The 18,424-nt window shown below is 74.2% G+C and carries 18 protein-coding genes; 14 read left to right on the top strand and 4 right to left on the bottom strand.

The features are described 5' to 3' along the window. Positions 1 to 248 precede the first annotated feature (248 nt). The 4 genes from ACFYMU_RS21960 (at position 249) to ACFYMU_RS21945 (ending at position 4,961) form a co-directional block, all read left to right on the top strand. Entirely contained in the window at positions 249 to 695 is a 447-nt protein-coding gene (locus tag ACFYMU_RS21960) for a DUF6643 family protein (protein ID WP_388375582.1), read from the top strand. Positions 696 to 743: 48 nt separating this feature from the next. Then, positions 744 to 1,568, top strand: coding sequence for an MOSC domain-containing protein (locus ACFYMU_RS21955; protein WP_388375580.1), 825 nt, complete (start codon positions 744 to 746; stop codon positions 1,566 to 1,568). A gap of 220 nt (positions 1,569 to 1,788) precedes the next feature. Next, entirely contained in the window at positions 1,789 to 2,394 is a 606-nt protein-coding gene (locus ACFYMU_RS21950; protein ID WP_388375577.1) for a hypothetical protein, read from the top strand. 125 nt (positions 2,395 to 2,519) lie between these two features. Further along, positions 2,520 to 4,961, top strand: coding sequence for a right-handed parallel beta-helix repeat-containing protein (locus ACFYMU_RS21945; RefSeq protein ID WP_388375575.1), 2,442 nt, complete (start codon positions 2,520 to 2,522; stop codon positions 4,959 to 4,961). 86 nt (positions 4,962 to 5,047) lie between these two features. On the opposite strand, the gene ACFYMU_RS21940 is transcribed toward ACFYMU_RS21945, so the two are convergent. Next, the gene (locus ACFYMU_RS21940) at positions 5,048 to 7,579 is read right to left on the bottom strand and encodes a hypothetical protein (protein WP_388375572.1); all 2,532 of its coding nucleotides are present in this window, start codon (positions 7,577 to 7,579) and stop codon (positions 5,048 to 5,050) included. 276 nt (positions 7,580 to 7,855) lie between these two features. Here ACFYMU_RS21940 and ACFYMU_RS21935 point away from each other — a divergent pair, with 276 nt between their 5' ends. Next, positions 7,856 to 8,689, top strand: coding sequence for a DeoR/GlpR family DNA-binding transcription regulator (locus ACFYMU_RS21935; protein WP_388375570.1), 834 nt, complete (start codon positions 7,856 to 7,858; stop codon positions 8,687 to 8,689). An 82-nt stretch (positions 8,690 to 8,771) separates the two neighbouring features. Next, the gene (locus tag ACFYMU_RS21930; RefSeq protein ID WP_388375567.1) at positions 8,772 to 9,251 is read left to right on the top strand and encodes an SRPBCC family protein; all 480 of its coding nucleotides are present in this window, start codon (positions 8,772 to 8,774) and stop codon (positions 9,249 to 9,251) included. A 6-nt stretch (positions 9,252 to 9,257) separates the two neighbouring features. Here the strand turns inward: ACFYMU_RS21930 and ACFYMU_RS21925 are convergent, their stop codons facing one another. Further along, a complete protein-coding gene (locus ACFYMU_RS21925) occupies positions 9,258 to 10,382 on the bottom strand; it encodes a PLP-dependent cysteine synthase family protein (RefSeq protein WP_388375564.1) in 1,125 nt (374 codons plus the stop codon). Positions 10,383 to 10,776: 394 nt separating this feature from the next. Here ACFYMU_RS21925 and ACFYMU_RS21920 point away from each other — a divergent pair, with 394 nt between their 5' ends. Together ACFYMU_RS21920 and ACFYMU_RS21915 are read left to right on the top strand one after the other, a co-directional pair. Next, positions 10,777 to 11,100: a hypothetical protein gene (locus tag ACFYMU_RS21920; protein ID WP_388375561.1), complete on the top strand. Its 324-nt coding sequence runs from the start codon at positions 10,777 to 10,779 to the stop codon at positions 11,098 to 11,100. 240 nt (positions 11,101 to 11,340) lie between these two features. Then, complete coding sequence (locus tag ACFYMU_RS21915) at positions 11,341 to 11,865, top strand: ATP-binding protein (protein ID WP_388375558.1); 525 nt, start codon at positions 11,341 to 11,343, stop codon at positions 11,863 to 11,865. A gap of 364 nt (positions 11,866 to 12,229) precedes the next feature. Here ACFYMU_RS21915 and ACFYMU_RS21910 read toward each other — a convergent pair whose 3' ends face one another. Next, positions 12,230 to 12,517 (bottom strand): SHOCT domain-containing protein, encoded by a 288-nt coding sequence (locus ACFYMU_RS21910; protein ID WP_388375555.1) that lies wholly within the window; start codon positions 12,515 to 12,517, stop codon positions 12,230 to 12,232. 232 nt (positions 12,518 to 12,749) lie between these two features. Between ACFYMU_RS21910 and ACFYMU_RS21905 the strand changes: the two genes are divergently transcribed. The 5 genes from ACFYMU_RS21905 (at position 12,750) to ACFYMU_RS21885 (ending at position 15,683) form a co-directional block, all read left to right on the top strand. Further along, positions 12,750 to 13,313, top strand: coding sequence for a TetR/AcrR family transcriptional regulator (locus ACFYMU_RS21905; RefSeq protein ID WP_388375552.1), 564 nt, complete (start codon positions 12,750 to 12,752; stop codon positions 13,311 to 13,313). A 13-nt stretch (positions 13,314 to 13,326) separates the two neighbouring features. Then, positions 13,327 to 13,722, top strand: coding sequence for a cupin domain-containing protein (locus ACFYMU_RS21900; protein ID WP_388375550.1), 396 nt, complete (start codon positions 13,327 to 13,329; stop codon positions 13,720 to 13,722). An 11-nt stretch (positions 13,723 to 13,733) separates the two neighbouring features. Continuing rightward, entirely contained in the window at positions 13,734 to 14,318 is a 585-nt protein-coding gene (locus ACFYMU_RS21895) for a DUF4865 family protein (RefSeq protein WP_388375548.1), read from the top strand. Then, positions 14,312 to 15,223, top strand: coding sequence for a phosphotriesterase (locus ACFYMU_RS21890; protein WP_388375546.1), 912 nt, complete (start codon positions 14,312 to 14,314; stop codon positions 15,221 to 15,223). The genes ACFYMU_RS21895 and ACFYMU_RS21890 overlap by 7 nt, the downstream gene beginning before the upstream one ends. 73 nt (positions 15,224 to 15,296) lie before the next feature. Further along, positions 15,297 to 15,683, top strand: coding sequence for a tautomerase family protein (locus ACFYMU_RS21885; RefSeq protein ID WP_388375543.1), 387 nt, complete (start codon positions 15,297 to 15,299; stop codon positions 15,681 to 15,683). Between the two features lie 11 nt (positions 15,684 to 15,694). On the opposite strand, the gene ACFYMU_RS21880 is transcribed toward ACFYMU_RS21885, so the two are convergent. Continuing rightward, positions 15,695 to 16,933, bottom strand: a complete 1,239-nt coding sequence (locus ACFYMU_RS21880) for an ROK family protein (RefSeq protein ID WP_388375540.1) — start codon at positions 16,931 to 16,933, stop codon at positions 15,695 to 15,697. Positions 16,934 to 17,276: 343 nt separating this feature from the next. On the opposite strand from ACFYMU_RS21880, the gene ACFYMU_RS21875 reads away from it, so the two are divergent. After that, positions 17,277 to 18,419: a methyltransferase gene (locus ACFYMU_RS21875; RefSeq protein WP_388375538.1), complete on the top strand. Its 1,143-nt coding sequence runs from the start codon at positions 17,277 to 17,279 to the stop codon at positions 18,417 to 18,419. The last annotated feature ends 5 nt before the right edge of the window (positions 18,420 to 18,424 follow it).

Here is an 18,424-nt window from a genome sequence, read left to right as displayed (position 1 = left end):
TCCGTTCCGGCCAACCTATTCCCCCGGGCCCCGAACTCCCATGACCTCTACCGGAAGACCGCCGCTCGGCCCTTCCTTCAACCGCCGGTAACCCTCCCGGAACTCGGCCTTTACAGGATCCAAACACCGTTTGCTGCCCCTTTTTGCCAAGTTCGCTCGCATTGGGGATCCCACGTCACCCAGGACACGGAAAACAACCCTCTTATCGGTCTCCCCAACCAGCACATCGTGGGCTTAACTTATGTGCCATGACCTCCCCCCGCTCCACTTATGGCGGCGGCTACTACTCCGCGTCGCCCTTCCCGGACACTCCGATCTACGACTCGCTCGTCGCCGAGCGGGGCACCCCACAGATCGCTCCGATCCGGGTTCCCTCCGCGTACGAGACGCCGGGCGGCAATCTGCCCGCGCTGCCGTCGGCCCTGCCCGCGCTTCCCGCCGGCCCCTCCCCCCAGACCCCCTCCTACGGCTACCCGCAGGCACCCATGCCCGCGCCGCTGCAGCAGGCCCCGACCGCGTACATCCCGCAGCAGGCGGGACCGCGCGGCTACCCGGGTCCCCAGCAGATGCAGCCACCGCGGCCGATGGCCGCGGGCACCGGGTACGAGGCGATGCGCCCCGCGGCGCCGCGCCCCGCCCCGGCGGCGCCGTACCAGGACCCGTACAACAACGGGCAGCAGTACCGCGGATACTGATCCGCCTCACGGGGTGAGGCCGTCGGCGCCCGATGACACGATGGCCTCATGCCGAATCCAGTGCTGCGCTCGATCCACATCCACCCGGTCAAGGCACTGCGGGCTCAGGACCGCCACGAGGCCGTCGTGGAGCGATGGGGGCTGGACGGGGACCGGCGCTGGGCACTGATCGACACGGCGGGCAGGATCGTCACCCAACGCGAGCGCCCGCGCCTCGCGTCGGCCGCCGCCGAGCTCCTGCCCGGCGGCGGGATCCGGGTGTCCGCACCCGGCCTGGAGCCGCTGACCGTCGCCGTACCCGGGCCGACCGGTACGACCACCGCCACGTGGGCGGGGGAGGAGATCGAGACGGTCGCCGCCGGTCCGGGGCCGAGCGCGTGGTTCAGCGGCTACCTCGGCGAGGACGTGACCCTCGTCCACCTCGACGATCCCGCCGTCCGCCGACCCCTCGACCCGGCCCGCGGGCGCCCGGGCGAGAGCGTGAGCCTGGCGGACGCCTACCCGCTGCTGCTCACCACGGTGGCGTCCCTGAACGCGCTCAACTCCCTGATCGCACAGGGCGACCGCCCCCATGAGGGGCCGCTGCCCATGAACCGGTTCCGGCCCAATCTCGTGGTGGACGGCACCGCGTCCTGGGCGGAGGACGGCTGGCAGCGGATCGCCGTCGGCGAGGTCGTCCTCCGGGTCGCCGAGATGTGCGGACGCTGCGTCGTGACCACCACGGACCAGGCCACCGGCGAGCGCGGCAAGGAGCCGTTGCGCTCCCTGGCCCGCCACCGCGGCTTCGGCGGCCACCTCGTCTTCGGACAGAACCTGGTGCCGGAGACGCCCGGCACGGTCCGCGTCGGCGATCCGGTCACCGTCCTCCACTAGGCCCTGACCCGCTTCGGCCCGGCCGGGCCGGCGACCGTGTCACGCCGCTTGCTCTCCCCTGCTCCCGCCGTGCTCCGGACGGGAATCCTCGGGTCTGGCCGAGAAGGATCCGTCAGACGGCACCTCCGTGGGAACCCGATGGCCGGGCACGGTCGTTGTGAGGGGATGAGACGTTCACGGGGGCGGGGGTCGTCACGGACGCGGAAGGGGGTGCGGGACGGTGCGTGCGATCGGCGGTCTGTGGCGCTGGCGGCACAATCCACTGCGCCGTACGACCGATCTGGTCGAATCCTGGGTGGCGCTCGTCGCGCTGCTGCTGATCCTCGTCGCCGCACCCGTGGCCGGGTGCCTGGCCGGGGCGGCCGCCGACAACTCCCTCCAACGGTCGGTCCGCGACCAGTGGCGCACCCGCCACCTGGTGACGGCCACCGTCGTCAGGAAGCTCGGCCGCGGCTCACCGGACCCGGATCCCGAGACGTCCTCGGCGCGGGACGCCCACAGCCGTGTGCTCGCCGACTGGACCGCGCCGGACGGCACCGCACGGCACGGCGCGGTCCTGGCGGCCCTCAAGTCTCCCCACCCGGGCGACCGCTTCAGGCTCTGGACCGACGACCACGGCCGCACGGTGAGCCGCCCGTTGGACGGCGCCACGGCGACGACCCACGCCGTGCTGGCCGGTTTCGGGGTGGCCGCGATGACCGCGGCACTCGTCGAAGGCGGCCGCCGGCTGATCGTCTGGCGCATGGTGTGTCGCCGGTACGCCCGGTGGGACCAGGCATGGGACAAGGCCGGCCCCGACTGGGGCCGCACCGGCACGGGCAGTTGACGGCCTTCCGGCTCCGGTCAACCGGGCACGTCCGCGCACGCTACGGTGGACCGGCCGGGCCGATCGGCTGTCCGGCTTCTTCACGAGAACCCGCGTGAGCACCGAGGTGGGGGCACAGCAGCGCCATGGCACAGGGCACGGTCCAGGTGACGCACACCGGCACATCGCGGTGGCGGCGCCGCACAGGTGAGTACGCATCGCTCGCCGCCGCCCTGGAGGCCGCTGGGGACGGGGACGTCCTCACCGTGGCTCCCGGCACCTACCGGGAGAACCTCGTCGTCCAGCGGGCGGTGACACTGCGCGGGCCGGAGGGCTCCGCGGGCTCGGTGCGCATCGCGCCCATCGACGGGGTGCCGCTGACCGTGCGGGCCTCCGCCGTGGTCCAGGACCTGCACATCGAGGGCCAGGACGCGGCCGCGCCCGCCCTGCTCGTCGAGGAGGGCGCGGCGGAGCTGGTGGACCTGCGCATCATGACGCGGTCCGCGGCCGGCATAGAGGTCCGCGGCGGCGCCCGCCCCACGGTCAGGCGCTGCACCGTCGACAACCCGGCGGGCATCGGCATCGCCGTCGTCGACGGTGGCGGCGGGGTGTTCGAGGAGTGCGAGGTCGTGGCGGCCGCCCAGTCGGGCGTCGCGGTCCGCGGCGGCGGGCACCCGCGGCTGGAGCGCTGCCGTGTGCACCACACCTCGGGCGCGGGCCTGGCGGCGACCGGGGAGAACTCCGCGCTGGAAGCGGTCGGTTGCGAGGTGTACGAGATCCGGGGCTCCGGGGTGCAGATCACCGGGCGGGCCACGGCGCACCTGACGGACTGCGATGTGCACCGCACGACCGCCGACGGTGTCACGCTCGACACCGACGCCGTGCTGACCCTCGCGGACTGCCGCATCCACGACGTCCCGGAGAACGCGGTCGACCTGCGGTCCCGCTCGGTGCTCACGCTGACCCGCACGACGGTGCGCCAGTTCGGGCGCAACGGCCTGTCGGTGTGGGACCCGGGCACCCGCGTGGACGCCAACCAGTGCGAGATCTTCGACAGCACCGGCGACTACCCGGCGGTGTGGGTCAGCGACGGCGCGACCACGGTGCTCGAGTCCTGCCGGGTGCACGACGTGCCGGACGCGCTGTTCGTCCTCGACCGCGGTTCGCGCGCGGACGTCGTGGACAGCGACCTCACGCAGGTGCGCAACACGGCGGTGTCGGTGAGCGACGGCGCCACCGCGCAGCTCGACGACTGCCGGATCCGGGACGCGGCGACGGGCGCCTGGTTCCGGGACCACGGCAGCGGCGGCACGCTCTCCGGATGCACCGTCGACGGCACCCAGACGGGGGTGATCGTCACCAAGGGCGCCGACCCCACCATCGAGCGGTGCACGGTGACGGCACCGGCGGAGGCGGGCTTCTACGTCTCCGCGGGCGCCCGGGGCAGCTTCCTGAACTGCCGGGTCACGGGCAGCGGCGGCTACGGCTTCCATGTGATCGACGGCTGCCGTGCGACGCTGAAGAAGTGCCGTACCGAGCGGTGCGCCCGCGGGGGCTACGAGTTCGCGGACGGCGGACCGGACGCGCCGGGTGGGGGCGGCGCCGTCGTCGAGGACTGCACCAGCGACGAGAGCGCCGGGCTGCGGCCCGTGGTGGCCCAGGAGGCCGCCGTGCAGAAGGCGAGCCTGTCCCCCGGCCTGCTGGGCGCCATCCCCGGCCAGCGCAGCACCGAGCAGGAGCCCTACGTCACGGCCGCCCAGGAGCCCGAGAGGCCCGCGCGCACCTCGCAGGACGTACTCGGTGAACTCGACGCCCTGGTGGGCCTGGAGAGCGTCAAGCGCGAGGTGCGCGCCCTGACCGACATGATCGAGGTGGGGCGCCGCCGCCAGCAGGCGGGTCTGAAGGCGGCGTCCGCGCGCCGGCATCTGGTGTTCACCGGCTCCCCCGGCACCGGCAAGACGACGGTCGCCCGGCTCTACGGCGAGATCCTGGCCTCGCTCGGCGTCCTGGAGAAGGGCCATCTCGTCGAGGTGTCCCGGGTCGACCTGGTGGGTGAGCACATCGGATCCACCGCGATCCGCACCCAGGAGGCCTTCGACCGGGCGCGCGGCGGAGTGCTGTTCATCGACGAGGCGTACGCCCTGTCGCCGGAGGACTCCGGGCGCGACTTCGGGCGTGAGGCCATAGACACGCTGGTGAAGCTGATGGAGGACCACCGCGACGCCGTCGTGGTGATCGTCGCGGGGTACACGGCCGAGATGGAGCGGTTCCTGGCCGTCAACCCCGGCGTCGCCTCCCGCTTCTCACGGACCATCACCTTCGGCGACTACGGCGCCGAGGAACTGCTGCGGATCGTGGAGCAGCAGGCCGAGGAGCACGAGTACCGGCTGGGACCGGGCACCGGCGAGGCGCTGCTGAAGTACTTCACGGCGATTCCGAAGGGGCCGACCTTCGGCAACGGCCGTACGGCGCGCCAGACGTTCGAGGCGATGGTGGAGCGGCACGCGGGCCGGGTCGCCCAGCTGGCGGAGACCAGCACGGACGACCTGACGCTCCTCTACCCGGAGGATCTGCCGGAGCTGCCCTGAGCCACCGCCTCACCGGTCCCGCGCCCGGCGCCGGAGCACCTCAGGCCCCTGCTGCGCGCCCGGCGCCGGAGCACCTCAGGCCCCTGCTACGCGCCCGGCGCTGCGGGCGCGTCCCCGGACGCGCCGTCCGGCTGCGCGGGCTCCGACCCGGCAGACACGTCCCCGGCCTCCGGTGCGGCAGACACGCCCCCGGGCTCCGGTCCTACAGACGCGTCCCCGGCCCCCGGCCCTACAGGCCCGCCCCCGGCCCCCGGCCCTACAGGCGCGTCCTCCGGCTCCGGTCCGGCGGGCGCGTCCGCCGGGCGCGGCCCCGGCAGCCCCGGCCGCAGCCGCGCCAGCAGCCGCTTCCGCTCCTCGGCGAAGGCCGGGTCCGCCTGGTACTCGCTGTGCCCGAGGATCGGAGCAGGCAGCGGGTCCTGCCGTGTGCGGCCGTGGGCGAGAGGGTCCTTCAGCGGTGCGCGGTCCACCTGTGGGCCGCAGTCGCCGGGCAGCCCGATGGGGCCGCCGATCGGATCGGTGCGGCGGAACAGATTGCGCCAGCAGTCGACCTCGCGATGCAGGGCGCTGAGCGAGGCCGGGCCGAAGTACGCCGGGAACCAGCGCCCGTACAGCCGTTCCAGCGGCGAGCCGTAGGTCAGGAGCGCCACCCGCTTGCGGGCGGACGGCCCCAGTTGCCAGGCCGCGGCCGCCGCCAGCACGCTGCCCTGGGAGTGGCCCGAGAGGACCAGCCGTCCCCCGGTGGTGCCCGTCCAGGCGGCCATGCGCCAGGTCAGGTCCGGCACGGCGCGCTCGGCGTAGCAGGGGGGCGCGAAGGGGTGTGCGGCGCGCGGCCAGAACGTGCCGACGTCCCACAGGATGCCGATGGTGCGGCGCGCGGACGCGTCCTTGTAGGCGCGCCGGCCCCAGGTGACGAAGAGCAGGAAGCCCACGCCGATCAGCCAGGAGCCGAGCGCCTGCGCGGTCTCGGCGGCGCCCCGGACGAGGGGAACCGTGCCGTGCGCGGCCCCTTCCGGCGTGTCGTCGGTGGCGAAGGCCCCCACCAGGGCCACCGCGCCCAGCAGCAGCGTCACCGCGGACACGATGCCGACGACGAGCGGGGCCCGGTCGGTGAGGACGGCCATCGCGCGTGCGCTCGCGATGCGCAGGGTGCGGGCCGAGTCGTCGGGCTCGCCCGGGTAGTCGCGTTCGACCGCTTCGGTCTCGGCCCGCCGCAGCAGCCAGGTGCGCCGGGCCAGCCAGCCGACGAGGACGAGAAGGACGAGGAGCAGGGGCGGGATGGTGGACGCCTGCCAGGTGAGCACGACGGGCGGGCCGGCCATGGCCTGCCCGGTGCCGTCCAGCCAGTCGGCGACCCGCTGGGCCACGCCGCCGGACATCACGCCGCCGAGCGCGCAGGCCAGCATGGCGACGGCGGGTCCTGCCTGTCCGCGCATCGCGGCGCGCGCGTCGGGGCGGGCCCGGTGGAGGACATGGGCGACGACGCCGAGCGCGACGACCAGGACTCCCTGCGCGAGGGCGAGCGCGCCGAAGGTCGTGTCGCCCGGCAGCCGGCCCGCCGACCGCCAGCCGGGGCGCGACCAGCCCGTGTACACCGTGGTCAGGAGCAGCACGGCGAGCGCCCCCCGGGGCAGCCACCGCACCAGCCCGCGGTCGAGGTCGCGGTCGAGCCGCTGCTCGGTGCGGCCACGGCTGCACACCACCCAGACCGCGGCCGCCGCGCCGACGAGGAGGGCGGAGGCCAGAAGCCATCCGAGGGACTGCAGCGCGACCCCTCCGTGGCGGCGGTCGTGGCGGGCGGCGGGGCTGCCGAGCGCGGCCGCGACGGTCAGGAAGCCCGCGGCGGTGTGCGCGGCACGCAGCCGGGCCACCAGCCGGCGCCCGTACCAGAACCCGGGCCGGCCGAGCGCGGAGCGGTGCTCCTCCTCGCCGGGCTCGGCCGGGTGGGAGACCGGCTGCTCGGACTCGTAGGCGCTCCAGGTGCGGTGCGAGAGGTACCAGAGCAGGCCGGTGAGCGCCACGGGCACCAGCGAGGCCAGGGCGAGGCGCCGGCCCGGCGTGCTCCACCAGCCGGCGTCGGGGGCGGCGGGCGAGAGGAAGCCGAGCCACGGGTGGCGCCCGACGCACGCGCGCGTGCCCGCGCACTGCCAGGCGCCCAGGTCCAGGGCCACCTCGCAGGCCGCCGCCACCAGCAGCACGGTCAGGGTGAGCCCGAGCAGCCGGACGATCAGCCCGTACAGCCGGACGGTCCGCGGCCGGCCGGTCGTCATGGGGCGCATCCAGTGCGCGAGGTTGGCCACCATGAACGGCAGCAGCAACAGCCACAGGGCGCGTGCGGCGTTTCCGGATGTGAGATTGCACCAGACGTACGCCTCCGGCACGGGGCGGCCGCGGTGGTTCTCCGGGTGCCGTTCCGCGTCGGTGTCGTCGGCCCGCCGGTAGACGGCGGCCGTGCGGTCGCCGGTGATCCGGACCGTCCGCGGATCGCGCAGCATCTCCTCGGGCGTGGTGCCGCCCACTCCGTGGACCAGGAGTTCCAGTGCGGGTGCGGCCGCCGCGGACCGGTGCCCGGCGCCGCCCCGCTCCCCCTCGTGTTCCTGTGCTTCCCGTGCACGCTCCACTGTTCTGCTCTTCCCCCGCGCTGCGTACCGTGTGTCGTGTGCAGGCTCAGGTTCTCCGCTGACACGGGCCCGCACACCTGTTGTCACGGAATCTCCCCGATACGAGTGAGCGCGCCCGGCGGTGGACGGCGCCCCCGTGGGGCACGGGGGGTGGCGCCCGCGGCGGCGACCCGTGCGAGGATGAGACGTCCTGCCACCGGTGACGGGGGAACGGCCTCGTCGGAGCGGGTGCGCATGGTGGGTCGAACTGATCGGGCGAAACGGAGCGGAGCGGACGTGAGCGAGAATCAGAACCTCCTCGCGGAGCAGCGCCGCGCCCTGATCGTGGACGAGGTGCGCCGGCGCGGCGGCGTCCGCGTGAACGAGCTGACGCGGAAGCTCGGCGTCTCCGACATGACGGTCCGCCGCGACCTCGACGCACTGGCCCGGCAGGGCGTACTGGAGAAGGTGCACGGCGGCGCGGTGCCGGTGGTGGAGGCGAGCACGCACGAGCCGGGGTTCGAGGCCAAGTCGGGAATGGAGCTGACGGCCAAGGAGGACATCGCGCGGGCCGCGGCCGAGCTGGTCGCACCGGGCACGGCGATCGCCCTGTCCGGTGGCACGACGACGTACGCGCTGGCCCACCACCTTCTCGACGTGCCGGATCTGACCGTCGTCACCAACTCGGTGCGGGTGGCGGACGTCTTCCACTCGGCGCAGCGCTCCTCGGGCCGGCGGCAGGGCGCGGCGACGGTGGTGCTGACCGGCGGGGTGCGCACGCCCTCCGACTCGCTGGTGGGGCCCGTGGCCGACCAGGCGATCGCATCGCTCCACTTCGATGTGCTGTTCCTCGGGGTGCACGGGATATCGGCGGAGGCCGGTCTGTCGACGCCGAACCTGGCGGAGGCGGAGACCAACCGGCGGCTGGTGCAGTCAGCACGGCGCGTGGTGGTGGTCGCGGACCACACCAAGTGGGGCACGGTAGGCCTCAGTTCGTTCGCCGCGCTGGACCAGGTCGACACACTGGTCACCGATGCCGGGCTCCCGGCCGAGGCGCGGGAGGAGATCTCCGAGCACCTCAGGCGGCTGGTGGTGGCCGGTGAGGAACCCGGGGAAACCGAAGACATCTGACGGTCGGCCAGCTATGGTGGCGCCCGCCCCGGTGGCACCGCCTCCGTTCGGGGGCGTTCGTTTCCGGCGAGGAGGTTCGTCCATGGCACGCCGTCTGCGTCCGGTGGAACTCGACTTCGCGCGGACCGCTCCCGTGCGGCTGGCGTTCGCGCGCGAGGTCGCGGCCTCCCCCGAGGTGGTCTTCCGGGCCCTCGCCGAGGACGTCCCCGGCTGGAGCGAGTGGTTCGCCGCGGTGGCCTCCGCGCGGCCCGTCGACGACGGTGCCGGGCGCGAGGTGCGCCTGACGGGCGGCATCCGCTTCCGGGAGACGGTGGTGGCGGCCACACCGAACGAGGTGTACGCGTACCGGGTCGACGAGACCAACGCGCCCGGTGTGCACGCCCTCCTCGAGGAGTGGCGGCTCACACCCTCCGGCACCGGCACCCGGGTGCAGTGGACCTTCGCGGGCGACGGGCCGGCCGTCTTCCGCTTCGCGCTGAGAGCGGCGCGGACGGGCCTGGGACGCGCCTTCCGGGGCGCGGTGACCGCGCTGGACCGCCGGCTGGCGGCACAGAACGCCTGAGGGGGTTCAGCCGGGCCACACCCCGGTCTCCAGCAGGGACTCGATCGCCGTGGTGTACGGAGCGATGTCCAGCCCCTGCCCCGCGAGCCACCCGTCCGAGTAGTACTTGTCCAGGTAGCGGTCGCCCGGGTCGCACAGCAGGGTCACCACACTGCCCGTCCGCCCCTCGGCCACCATCTCCGCGACGATCTTGAGCGCGCTCCACAGACCCGTGCCGGTCGAGCCGCCCGCCTTGCGGCCCATGGCCCCTTCCAGGGCCCGCACCGCGGCGACGGCCGCCGCGTCCGGGACCTTCATCATGCGGTCGACGGCGGCGGGCAGGAAGCTGGGCTCCATCCGCGGCCGGCCGATGCCCTCGATGCGCGAGCCGCCGTCGCAGGTGAAGTCCGGATCGCCGGCCGTCCACCCCTCGAAGAAGCACGAGTTCTCCGGATCGGCCACGCAGACCCGGGTGTCGTACTGCATGTACCGGACGTACCGGGCGATGGTCGCCGACGTGCCGCCGGTGCCGGCCGTGGCGACGATCCACGCGGGCTCCGGGAACCGCTCCAACTCCAGCTGGCGGAAGACGGACTCGGCGATGTTGTTGTTGCCGCGCCAGTCCGTGGCCCGTTCGGCGTAGGTGAACTGGTCCATGTAGTGGCCGCCGGTCTCCGCCGCGAGGGCGGCCGACTCCTCGTACATCCCGCGCGGGTCGTCGACGAAGTGGCACCGCCCGCCGTGGAACTCGATGAGGCGGCACTTCTCGGCGCTCGTCGTGCGCGGCATCACCGCGATGAAGGGCACACCGACGAGCTTGGCGAAGTACGCCTCGGAGACGGCCGTCGACCCGCTGGACGCCTCGATCACCGGGCGGCCCGGCCGGATCCAGCCGTTGCACAGGCCGTACAGGAACAGAGACCGGGCGAGGCGGTGCTTGAGACTGCCGGTGGGGTGGGTCGACTCGTCCTTCAGGTACAGGTCGATGCCCCAGTGCTCGGGCAGCGGGAAGCGGAGCAGGTGCGTGTCGGCCGAGCGGTTGGCGTCGGCCTGTACCCTGCGGACGGCGTCCTTGAGCCAGCTCCGGTACTCGGCGTCGCTGTGGTCGACGTCGAGGGTCTCGCCGGGGCGGGCGATCGGGGGGGTGCTCACGGCGGGGGCTCCTTACCGGGGGGGTGCCGACGCCGGGTTCACGCGGTCGGACGCCTCGATGATAGACACCTCCCAAAACGCTTCCCACCTGCATAAACGTATCTTTGGGCAGCTCAAAGGCGCCCTGTGGCACGCGGCGGGGCACGGTGGGGGGCGCATCCATGCGAGTGCGCCGGATGCCCCGCGTGAGCCGCCCGTGCGCACTGGTGCGAGCCGTCGGCTGCGGGCAGACTGCACGGCATGGGCCGCCGACCGGCGCATCCGGACACCGTGCGCCACCGGCCCGTGCGGGGATGGACACTGGATCACGACCGGGTCGGTCGAACCCACGCCGGATCGCGTCCGCACGCGGTCAGGGACGGGCACGACCGCATGGGCAAGGGGGCGGAGCAGGATGGCGGAGCCGGAGTTCACGGCCACGGGCGTGCGGATCGGGAAGGGGCTGCGGTCGCTCACCCGGGCAGGAGAGGTCCGTATCAGGGACGGCAGGCTGCGGCTGCTCACGAGTTACGGCAGCGAGATCGACAGCGCCCCGGTCCGGGCCGTGCGCGCTTCGAAACCCTGGTTCGCGCCGGAGGACCGGGCGTTGGCCGATGTCAACGGCACCCGGTATTCACTGACACTCGGCGACCAGGACCCCGCGCCGGGACGGCCCCGCCCCTCGTCGGCGCGGCGGTTCATCGAGGCGGTCCGCAAGGCGGGCGGGCGCGAGGACTGAGCGTGGCGCGAGTTGCACGACGTCACCTCGTGCGTCACGCTGGTCTCACATCACTCTCGGTTTACCGGCGATTACGCTGAAGAACCAGCCCGCCGGTCACGACCGCGGGCGGCCCCCGTACGAAGCCGTTCCGCACCCAGCGGCCGGAGCACTCCGCCGCACAGCAGGCGGCACACAGGCCAGCCCTCCTGCTGGATCCGATCCCGTCGTCTTCCGGACTCAATTCGGGGAGTCGCAGCCGTGATCAGCCAGCCAAGCAGGCACTGCACGGTGGAGCTCCAAGCCCTGCCGTCGCGGATCGGCCAGGTCCGCAGAATCGTATCGGCGCAGTTGCGCTACTGGCACCTCGATCCCCTGATCGACCGGGCCGCGCTCGGTGTGACGGAGTTGTTGACGAACGTCCACCTGCACGCCCGGCCCGACAAGACGTGCACCGTGGAGATCGAGCTGCTGCTCGACCGGCTCACCGTCTCGGTGCACGACCACGACCCGCGCCTGCCCGAGCTGCGCGAGTCGGACTGCACGGACACCAGCGGACGCGGTCTCGCCATGGTCGCCGCGGTGGCCGACAGTTGGGGGGCGCGTCAGGACGGCGACTCGGGAAAGGTCGTCTGGTTCACGCTTCCCGCACCGGCACAGGCACCCGCCCGGCCGCTGCCGGCCCTCACGCCGTACGAGAAGCCCCTGGAGGCGCCGGCCCGCGCTCTCGCGGTCGGCGATCGCACGACGGAACACGCTCCCGCCCGGTCCGCCGTTGCCGGCTGACCGGGCGGTGACCCGCGACCGGTACACCGCCGGCGGGGGCGTCGCCCGCCTCGTTCCACGGCGTCGGCGCGCCACACGTCGGGACGGCCCCCCACCGGGCCGGAGGCGGCCCGGCGGAGGCACCGGCCGCGGGCGCGCGGACGCCTCCGCCACCCCGGTCGGGGCGCGCGGAGGCGTCCGGCGGCGCGTCCGACGGCGGTGCCGCCCTACGGGGCCGGCTCCCGGCGAAGCACGGCCCGCGGCCGGGACCGGATCCGGCCCACGGGCCGACGGCCGTCGGCCGTCGGCCGCAACAGGCGCCGCCCGCGCCTGCCTTCGCGGACCACCGGCGTCGGCGCCCGGCGGGTGACGGGCGGGAGGGACGTCATGCGGCGTCGCGCTTGCCCGTACGGCCGAACTGCTCGTCCAGGACGGAGAGCCGGCGCCAGTACTCGTCCTCGTCGATCTCGCCGGAGGCGAAACGGCGGCCGAGGACGGCGATCGGAGAGTCGCCCGCCGGACGGCCGTCCACCCCGCGCCACGGCGCGCCACGGCCCCGCCAGGCGGTGCGGCGCAGGAAGGTCAGGGCGCCGAGCAGGACGGCCACCCAGATCAGCGGGAAGAACAGGATCCAGGGGCCGGGCCCGCCGCCCCAGTGGGCCAGGGTCTGCATCTCGGGTCATCTCCTCGGTCGGTTCGTCGGTCCGTCGGTCCGTCGGTTCGGTCGGTTCGTCGGTGCTGGGGTGATGACCACAGACTCGCCGAACGAGGGGGCCCGGGTCGTCGTACGGCCGGCGGCAGTGCGGATACCCCGCCGGGAGTACGCGGGCGACCGCCGCCGCCCGCCGAGCCCTGGTGGCGACCGAGGCTCGATTTCTGTACCTACTAGTATGTACAATCTCTGCATGAGCACCCCCGAGCGACTGATCGAGTCCACCCGCGAGCTGCTGTGGGAGCGCGGCTACGTCGGCACCAGCCCCAAGGCGATCCTGGAGCGCGCCGGCGCCGGCCAGGGCAGCATGTACCACCACTTCACGGGCAAGCCCGACCTGGCGCTCGCCGCGATCCGCCGTACCGCCGAGGAGATGCGCGCCACCGCGCAGGACGTGCTCGGCGGGCCCGGGACCCCGTACCAGCGGATCGAGGCGTATCTGCGGCGCGAGCGTGACGTGCTGCGCGGCTGCCCCATCGGCCGGCTGACGATGGACCCGGACGTGGTCGCCAGCGACGAGCTGCGCGGTCCCGTCGACGAGACCATCGACTGGCTGCGGGAGCAGCTCGCCGCAATCGTCGAAGAGGGCAAGGAACAGGGCCAGTTCGTGCCCTCCCTGGACGCCGAGGAGGTCGCGGCGACGATCCTGTCGACCGTCCAGGGCGGCTATGTGCTGGCCCGTGCCTCGGGTTCGCCGGCGGCCTTCGACGCCGGGGTGCGGGGTCTGCTCTCCCTTCTCCGACCCGCTACCGCTTGACGAGGAGTTCCGCGTGCGCATCACGAGACAGCGCCCCGACACCTGGCAGGGCCCGCCCGAGAACTTCACGGGCACGGTCTGGATCGACGAGATCGCGGCGCCTCCCCTTCCCTCCCGGCTGCGGATGTTCACCGTCCGCTTCGCCCCCGGCGCCCGCACCGCGTGGCACCGCCATCCCTACGGCCAGGCCCTGCACGTCCGGGACGGCGAGGGCCTGGTGCAGCGCAGGGGCGGTGACGTGGAACCGATCAGGGCGGGCGACACCGTGTGGGTCGAGCCCGGCGAATGGCACTGGCACGGGGCCGGGCCCCGCACCTTCATGACGCACCTGGCGGTCTGTGAGGCGGCCGAGGACGGCACGACCACCGAGTGGGGCGCGCTCACCGGCCCCGAGTACCCCACCGCCTGAGGAGACGCCAGTTGCATGCCATGCAGTACGAGCTGACCCTGCCCGCCGACTACGACATGGGCATCATCCGCGGCCGGGTGTCCCGCGTCGGGCATCTGCTCGACGACTGGGACGGCCTCGGCATCAAGGCCTATCTGATGCGCGAGCGGGGTGCGCACGGCTCCCCGGTCAACCAGTACGCGCCGTTCTACCTGTGGAACACGGTCGAGGGCATGAGCTCCTTCCTCTGGGGCGGCCCCTTCCAGGGGCTCGTGGGCGACTTCGGGCGTCCGGAGGTCCAGCAGTGGACGGGGCTGGCGTACGAGGAGGGGGCCGCCCCCGGCTCGCCCGCCGTCGTCGCCGTGCGGCGGCGGCAGCAGGTGCCCGAGGGGGCGCGGCTGTCCGACGTCATGGAGGACGCCGTGCGCGAGACCGGGCGGCTCGCCGCGCAGGACGGCGCGGTGCTGGCGGCGTCGGCCGCCGACCCGCACCGCTGGGAGCTGGTCCACTTCTCGCTCTGGGACCACGACACGCCCGAGGCCGCCGGGGAGGTCTTCCAGGTGCTGCATGTGTCGGCCCCCGGGCGGGGCGGGCTGCCGCGGGGACGGCAGTGGTGAGCCGTGTCCGCACGGTCCTCGGCGATGTGCATCCCGCGGAACTGGGCGTCTGCGACGCCCACGACCATCTCTTCCTCAGCAGTCCGGTGTTCCGCGGTCAGGAGCTGAACGACGCCGGCGCCGCCCGGGCCGAGCTCGCCGCGTTCCGCGCGGCGGGCGGGTCGGCCGTCGTCCAGTGGACGCCGTACGGCATGGGGCGGCGGGCCGCGGACCTGCCGGAGCTCTCCCGGGCCACCGGGGTCCACGTGGTCTGCGCGACCGGCCTGCACCAGGCGGCGCACTGCGCCCCGGGCACGGTCGACGAGTTGCGCGGCCAGCTCGCCGAGGTCTTCGTCTCCGAACTCACCGAGGGCATCGGCACGTCGGGGGTCCGGGCCGGGCTCATCAAGGTGGCGGGCGGCTTCCACGCCCTCGACGCGCACGCCCGCCGGACGATGACCGCGGCGGCCGAGGCGCACCACGCGACGGGCGCGCCGATCGCCGTGCACCTGGAGCTGGGCACGGGCGCCCTGGACGTACTGGACCTGTTGTGCGGCGAGGCGGGGGTCGCGCCGCACCGGGTGATCCTCGGACACCTCAACCGCTCCCCCGACCCGGTGATCCACCGGCAGGCCGCCGCCGCGGGTGCCTATCTGGCCTTCGACGGGCCGTCCCGGGCCCATCACGCCACGGACTGGCGCATGCCCGACGCCGTGCGGGCGCTGGCGGAGGCGGGGTTCGGACACCGGCTGCTGCTCGGCGGGGACACCGTCGTCGCCGGGGCGCGGTCGGTCGACGGCGGTCCCGGAATGCCGTATCTGCTGCGCCGGGTACGGCCCCGGCTCGAGGCCGACCTGGGGAAGGAACTGGTCGGCCTCGTCCTGACGGAGAACCCCGGCCGGGCCCTCGCCGTCGACTGGCCCTGACCACCGGCGGCGGGCGACGGCGCGGGGCCCGCCGGATCCCTCCGCTCCACCTCCCCGAAAGGAGGACGCAGGCATGCCCTTCGTCCGCATCGACGCCCTGACGACCGACGGCGACCGGCTCGACGCGCTCGGCCGCGCCGTGCACGAGGCCCTGGTCGAGACGCTCGGCATCCCTCCCGCCGACCGGTTCCAGGTCTTGACCGGCCATGACGGCACCCGCGGCATGCTGGGCCACGGCGACTGTCCCGGGGTGCACCGCGACGAGGGCATCGTGTTCGTCGCGATCACGATGCGCTCGGGTCGCACCCCCGCGCAGAAGCAGGCGCTGTACCGGCGGATCGCCGAGCTGGCCCACGCCTGTGCGGGGACCGAGCCGCGCAACGTGTTCGTCACCGTCACGGAGAACGCGCCGGCGGACTGGTCGCTCGGCAACGGGGTGGCGCAGTACCTCGCCCTCTGACGGCCGGCCGCTCAGGCGAGTGCCGCCAGCGGATCGTCCAGCACGGGCTGCCACGCCAACTCCGCCGCCCCGACCAGGCTGTTGTGGTCCAGCGTGCACGCCAGGATCGGAACCCCGCCGCTGCGGCCCCACAGGCTGCGGTCGGCGACGACGGCGCGCAGCCGCTCGGGATCGGCGTCGAGCAGGGTGCGGTGCAGTCCGCCGAGGATGATGCGGTCCGGGTTGAGGATGTTGACGAGCCCGGCGAGGCCGAGGCCCAGCCGGTCGATCAGCGTCTCGACGGCGGTACGGACGTCCGGGTCCGTCCGGTATCCCGTGCGGACGAGGTCGTCGGCCTGCTCCAGCTGGGAGACCTCGGGGCCGGCCTCGCGTCCCGCCGCCGCGAGCAGGGCCAGCGGGTCCGCCTCCACGTCGAGGCAGCCTCGGCTGCCGCAGTGGCAGGGGCGCCCCTCGGGGTTGACGGTGAGGTGACCGACCTCCAGCGCGAGCCCCGAGCTGCCGGTGTGCAGCCGCCCGTCCAGCACCAGCGCACCGCCCACGCCCCGGTGTCCGGTGGCCACGCACAGCAGATCGCGGGAGCCGCGGCCGGCGCCGTGCCGGTGCTCGGCGAGGGCGGCCAGGTTGACGTCGTTGGCGGCGAACGCGGGCCCGGTGATGCCCGCGGCGCGCACCCGCTCGGCGAATATCTCGCGGACGGGCGCTCCCGCGGGCCAGTCGAGGTGGAGGGGGTTCAGGGCGAGGCCCTCGGGCTCGGCGACCGCGGACGGCACGGCGAGCCCCGCGCCCACACAGCGCCGCCCGGTCTCGCGCAGCAACTCCGCGCCCGCGTCGACCACCGCGCCGAGCACTTTGGCCGGGTCGGCGTCGACGGTCTCGCAGCGAGGCGCGGTCGCGACGATCCGGCCGCCGAGCCCGACGAGTGCGGCCCGGAAGCCGTCCGCGTGCACCTGGGCCGCGAGCGCAACGGGCCCGTCCCCGGCGACCTCGAGCCGGTGCGAGGGCCGACCCTGCGCACCGGCGGCGGCCCCCGGATGCGCGTCGACCCGGATCAGCCCCAGTGCCTCCAGTTCGGCGGCCACCGCTCCGGCGGTCGCGCGGGTGACGCCCAGCTCGGCGGTGAGCACGGCGCGCGTCGGCGCGCGTCCGGTGTGCACCAGCTCCAGCGCGGGACCGAGGGCACCGCGCCCCCGGTCGAGGCGTGTGCGCGCGTTCCCTTCCCCTGCCGTCCGGGGGGCTGCCTTGCCGTTCATGAGGGGGAGTCTCCCATGATCGGATCCACGGCCGGTCCGAAGCCACCGGCCGACTGCGTGCTGCCGAGCCGGCCGGTCGGCCCCGTGTCCGCCGGTGCGGTACGCGCGGTCCGCGGGCCGGCGGGCGGCCGGGCCCACACCCGGAGGGCCGTCAGGAGCCGCCGCCGACGGCCCGCGTCCGGCCGGTGCGGCACTTGGACCGTGCCGGGTGCGCCCCGTCTGCGGGCTCGCGGAAACAGCTCGGCGTCCATGACTCCATCATCACGGACACCGGCCGGCCGGCGGGACCGCGGCCTCCGGCCGGGGACGGCGTCGACCTGCGGCTCGGCTAGCCTGGACGACGATGAACGACCCGCTGACCACACCCTGGGGCGCGTACACGCTGACCCGCTTCCCGGAAGACCCCCGCGACCGCCTGCGCGCCTGGGACGCGTCCGACGCGTATCTGCTGCGGCACCTCGCGACCGGCGGCGTGCCCCTCAGCGGTGAGGTCGTGGTCCTCGGCGACCGGTGGGGCGCGCTCACCACGGCGCTCGCGGCACACCGTCCCACGCAGATCACCGACTCGTACCTGGCCCATGAGGCGACCCGCGCGAATCTGGCGCGGGCCGGCGTCGAGGCGGATGCCGTACGGCTCCTGACCACCCGGGACGATCCCCCGCCCCGCATCGACGTCCTCCTCGTGCGGATTCCGAAGAGCCTCGCGCTGCTGGAGGACCAGCTGCACCGGCTGGCGCCCGGGGTGCACGAGGGCACGGTGGTCGTCGGCACAGGCATGGTCAAGGAGATCCACACCTCGACGCTGAGACTGTTCGAGCGGATCCTCGGACCCACTCGCACCTCGCTCGCCGAGCAGAAGGCACGGCTCGTCTTCTGCACCCCGGACCCGGGCATCGAACGGGGTGCCGACCCCTGGCCGTACCGGTACCGGCTCCCCGAGGGCATCGGCCCGGTGTCCGGCCGGACCGTCACCAACCACGCGGGGGTCTTCTGCGCGGACCGTCTCGACGTCGGGACCCGGTTCTTCCTGCGGCACCTGCCGCGCGACGCGGGCGGGGGACGGGTGGTCGACCTGGGCTGCGGCAACGGGGTCGTCGGGCTGGCCGTCGCGTTGTCCGATCCGCGGGCCGAGGTGCTCTTCGTCGACGAGTCGTACCAGGCGGTGGCCTCGGCGGCGGCGACGTACCGGGACAACGCGCGGGGGGCGGCGGATTTCCGGGTGGGCGACGGTCTGGCGGGGGTGCCGGACGCGAGCGTCGACCTCGTGCTCACCAACCCGCCGTTCCACTCCCATCAGGCGACGACGGACGCCACGGCGTGGCGCATGTTCACGGGGGCGCGGCGCGTCCTGCGCCCGGGCGGCGAGCTGTGGGTGGTCGGCAATCGCCACCTGGGTCACCACGTGAAACTGCGCCGCCTCTTCGGCAACGGTGAACTGGTCGCGAGCGACGCGAAGTTCGTGGTCCTGAAGGCCGTCAGGAAGTAGAAGCG

It is taken from the genome of Streptomyces sp. NPDC007264 (assembly GCF_042869095.1).
GTDB lineage: Bacteria > Actinomycetota > Actinomycetes > Streptomycetales > Streptomycetaceae > Streptomyces.
This window is presented reverse-complemented; position numbering and strand designations above follow the sequence as displayed.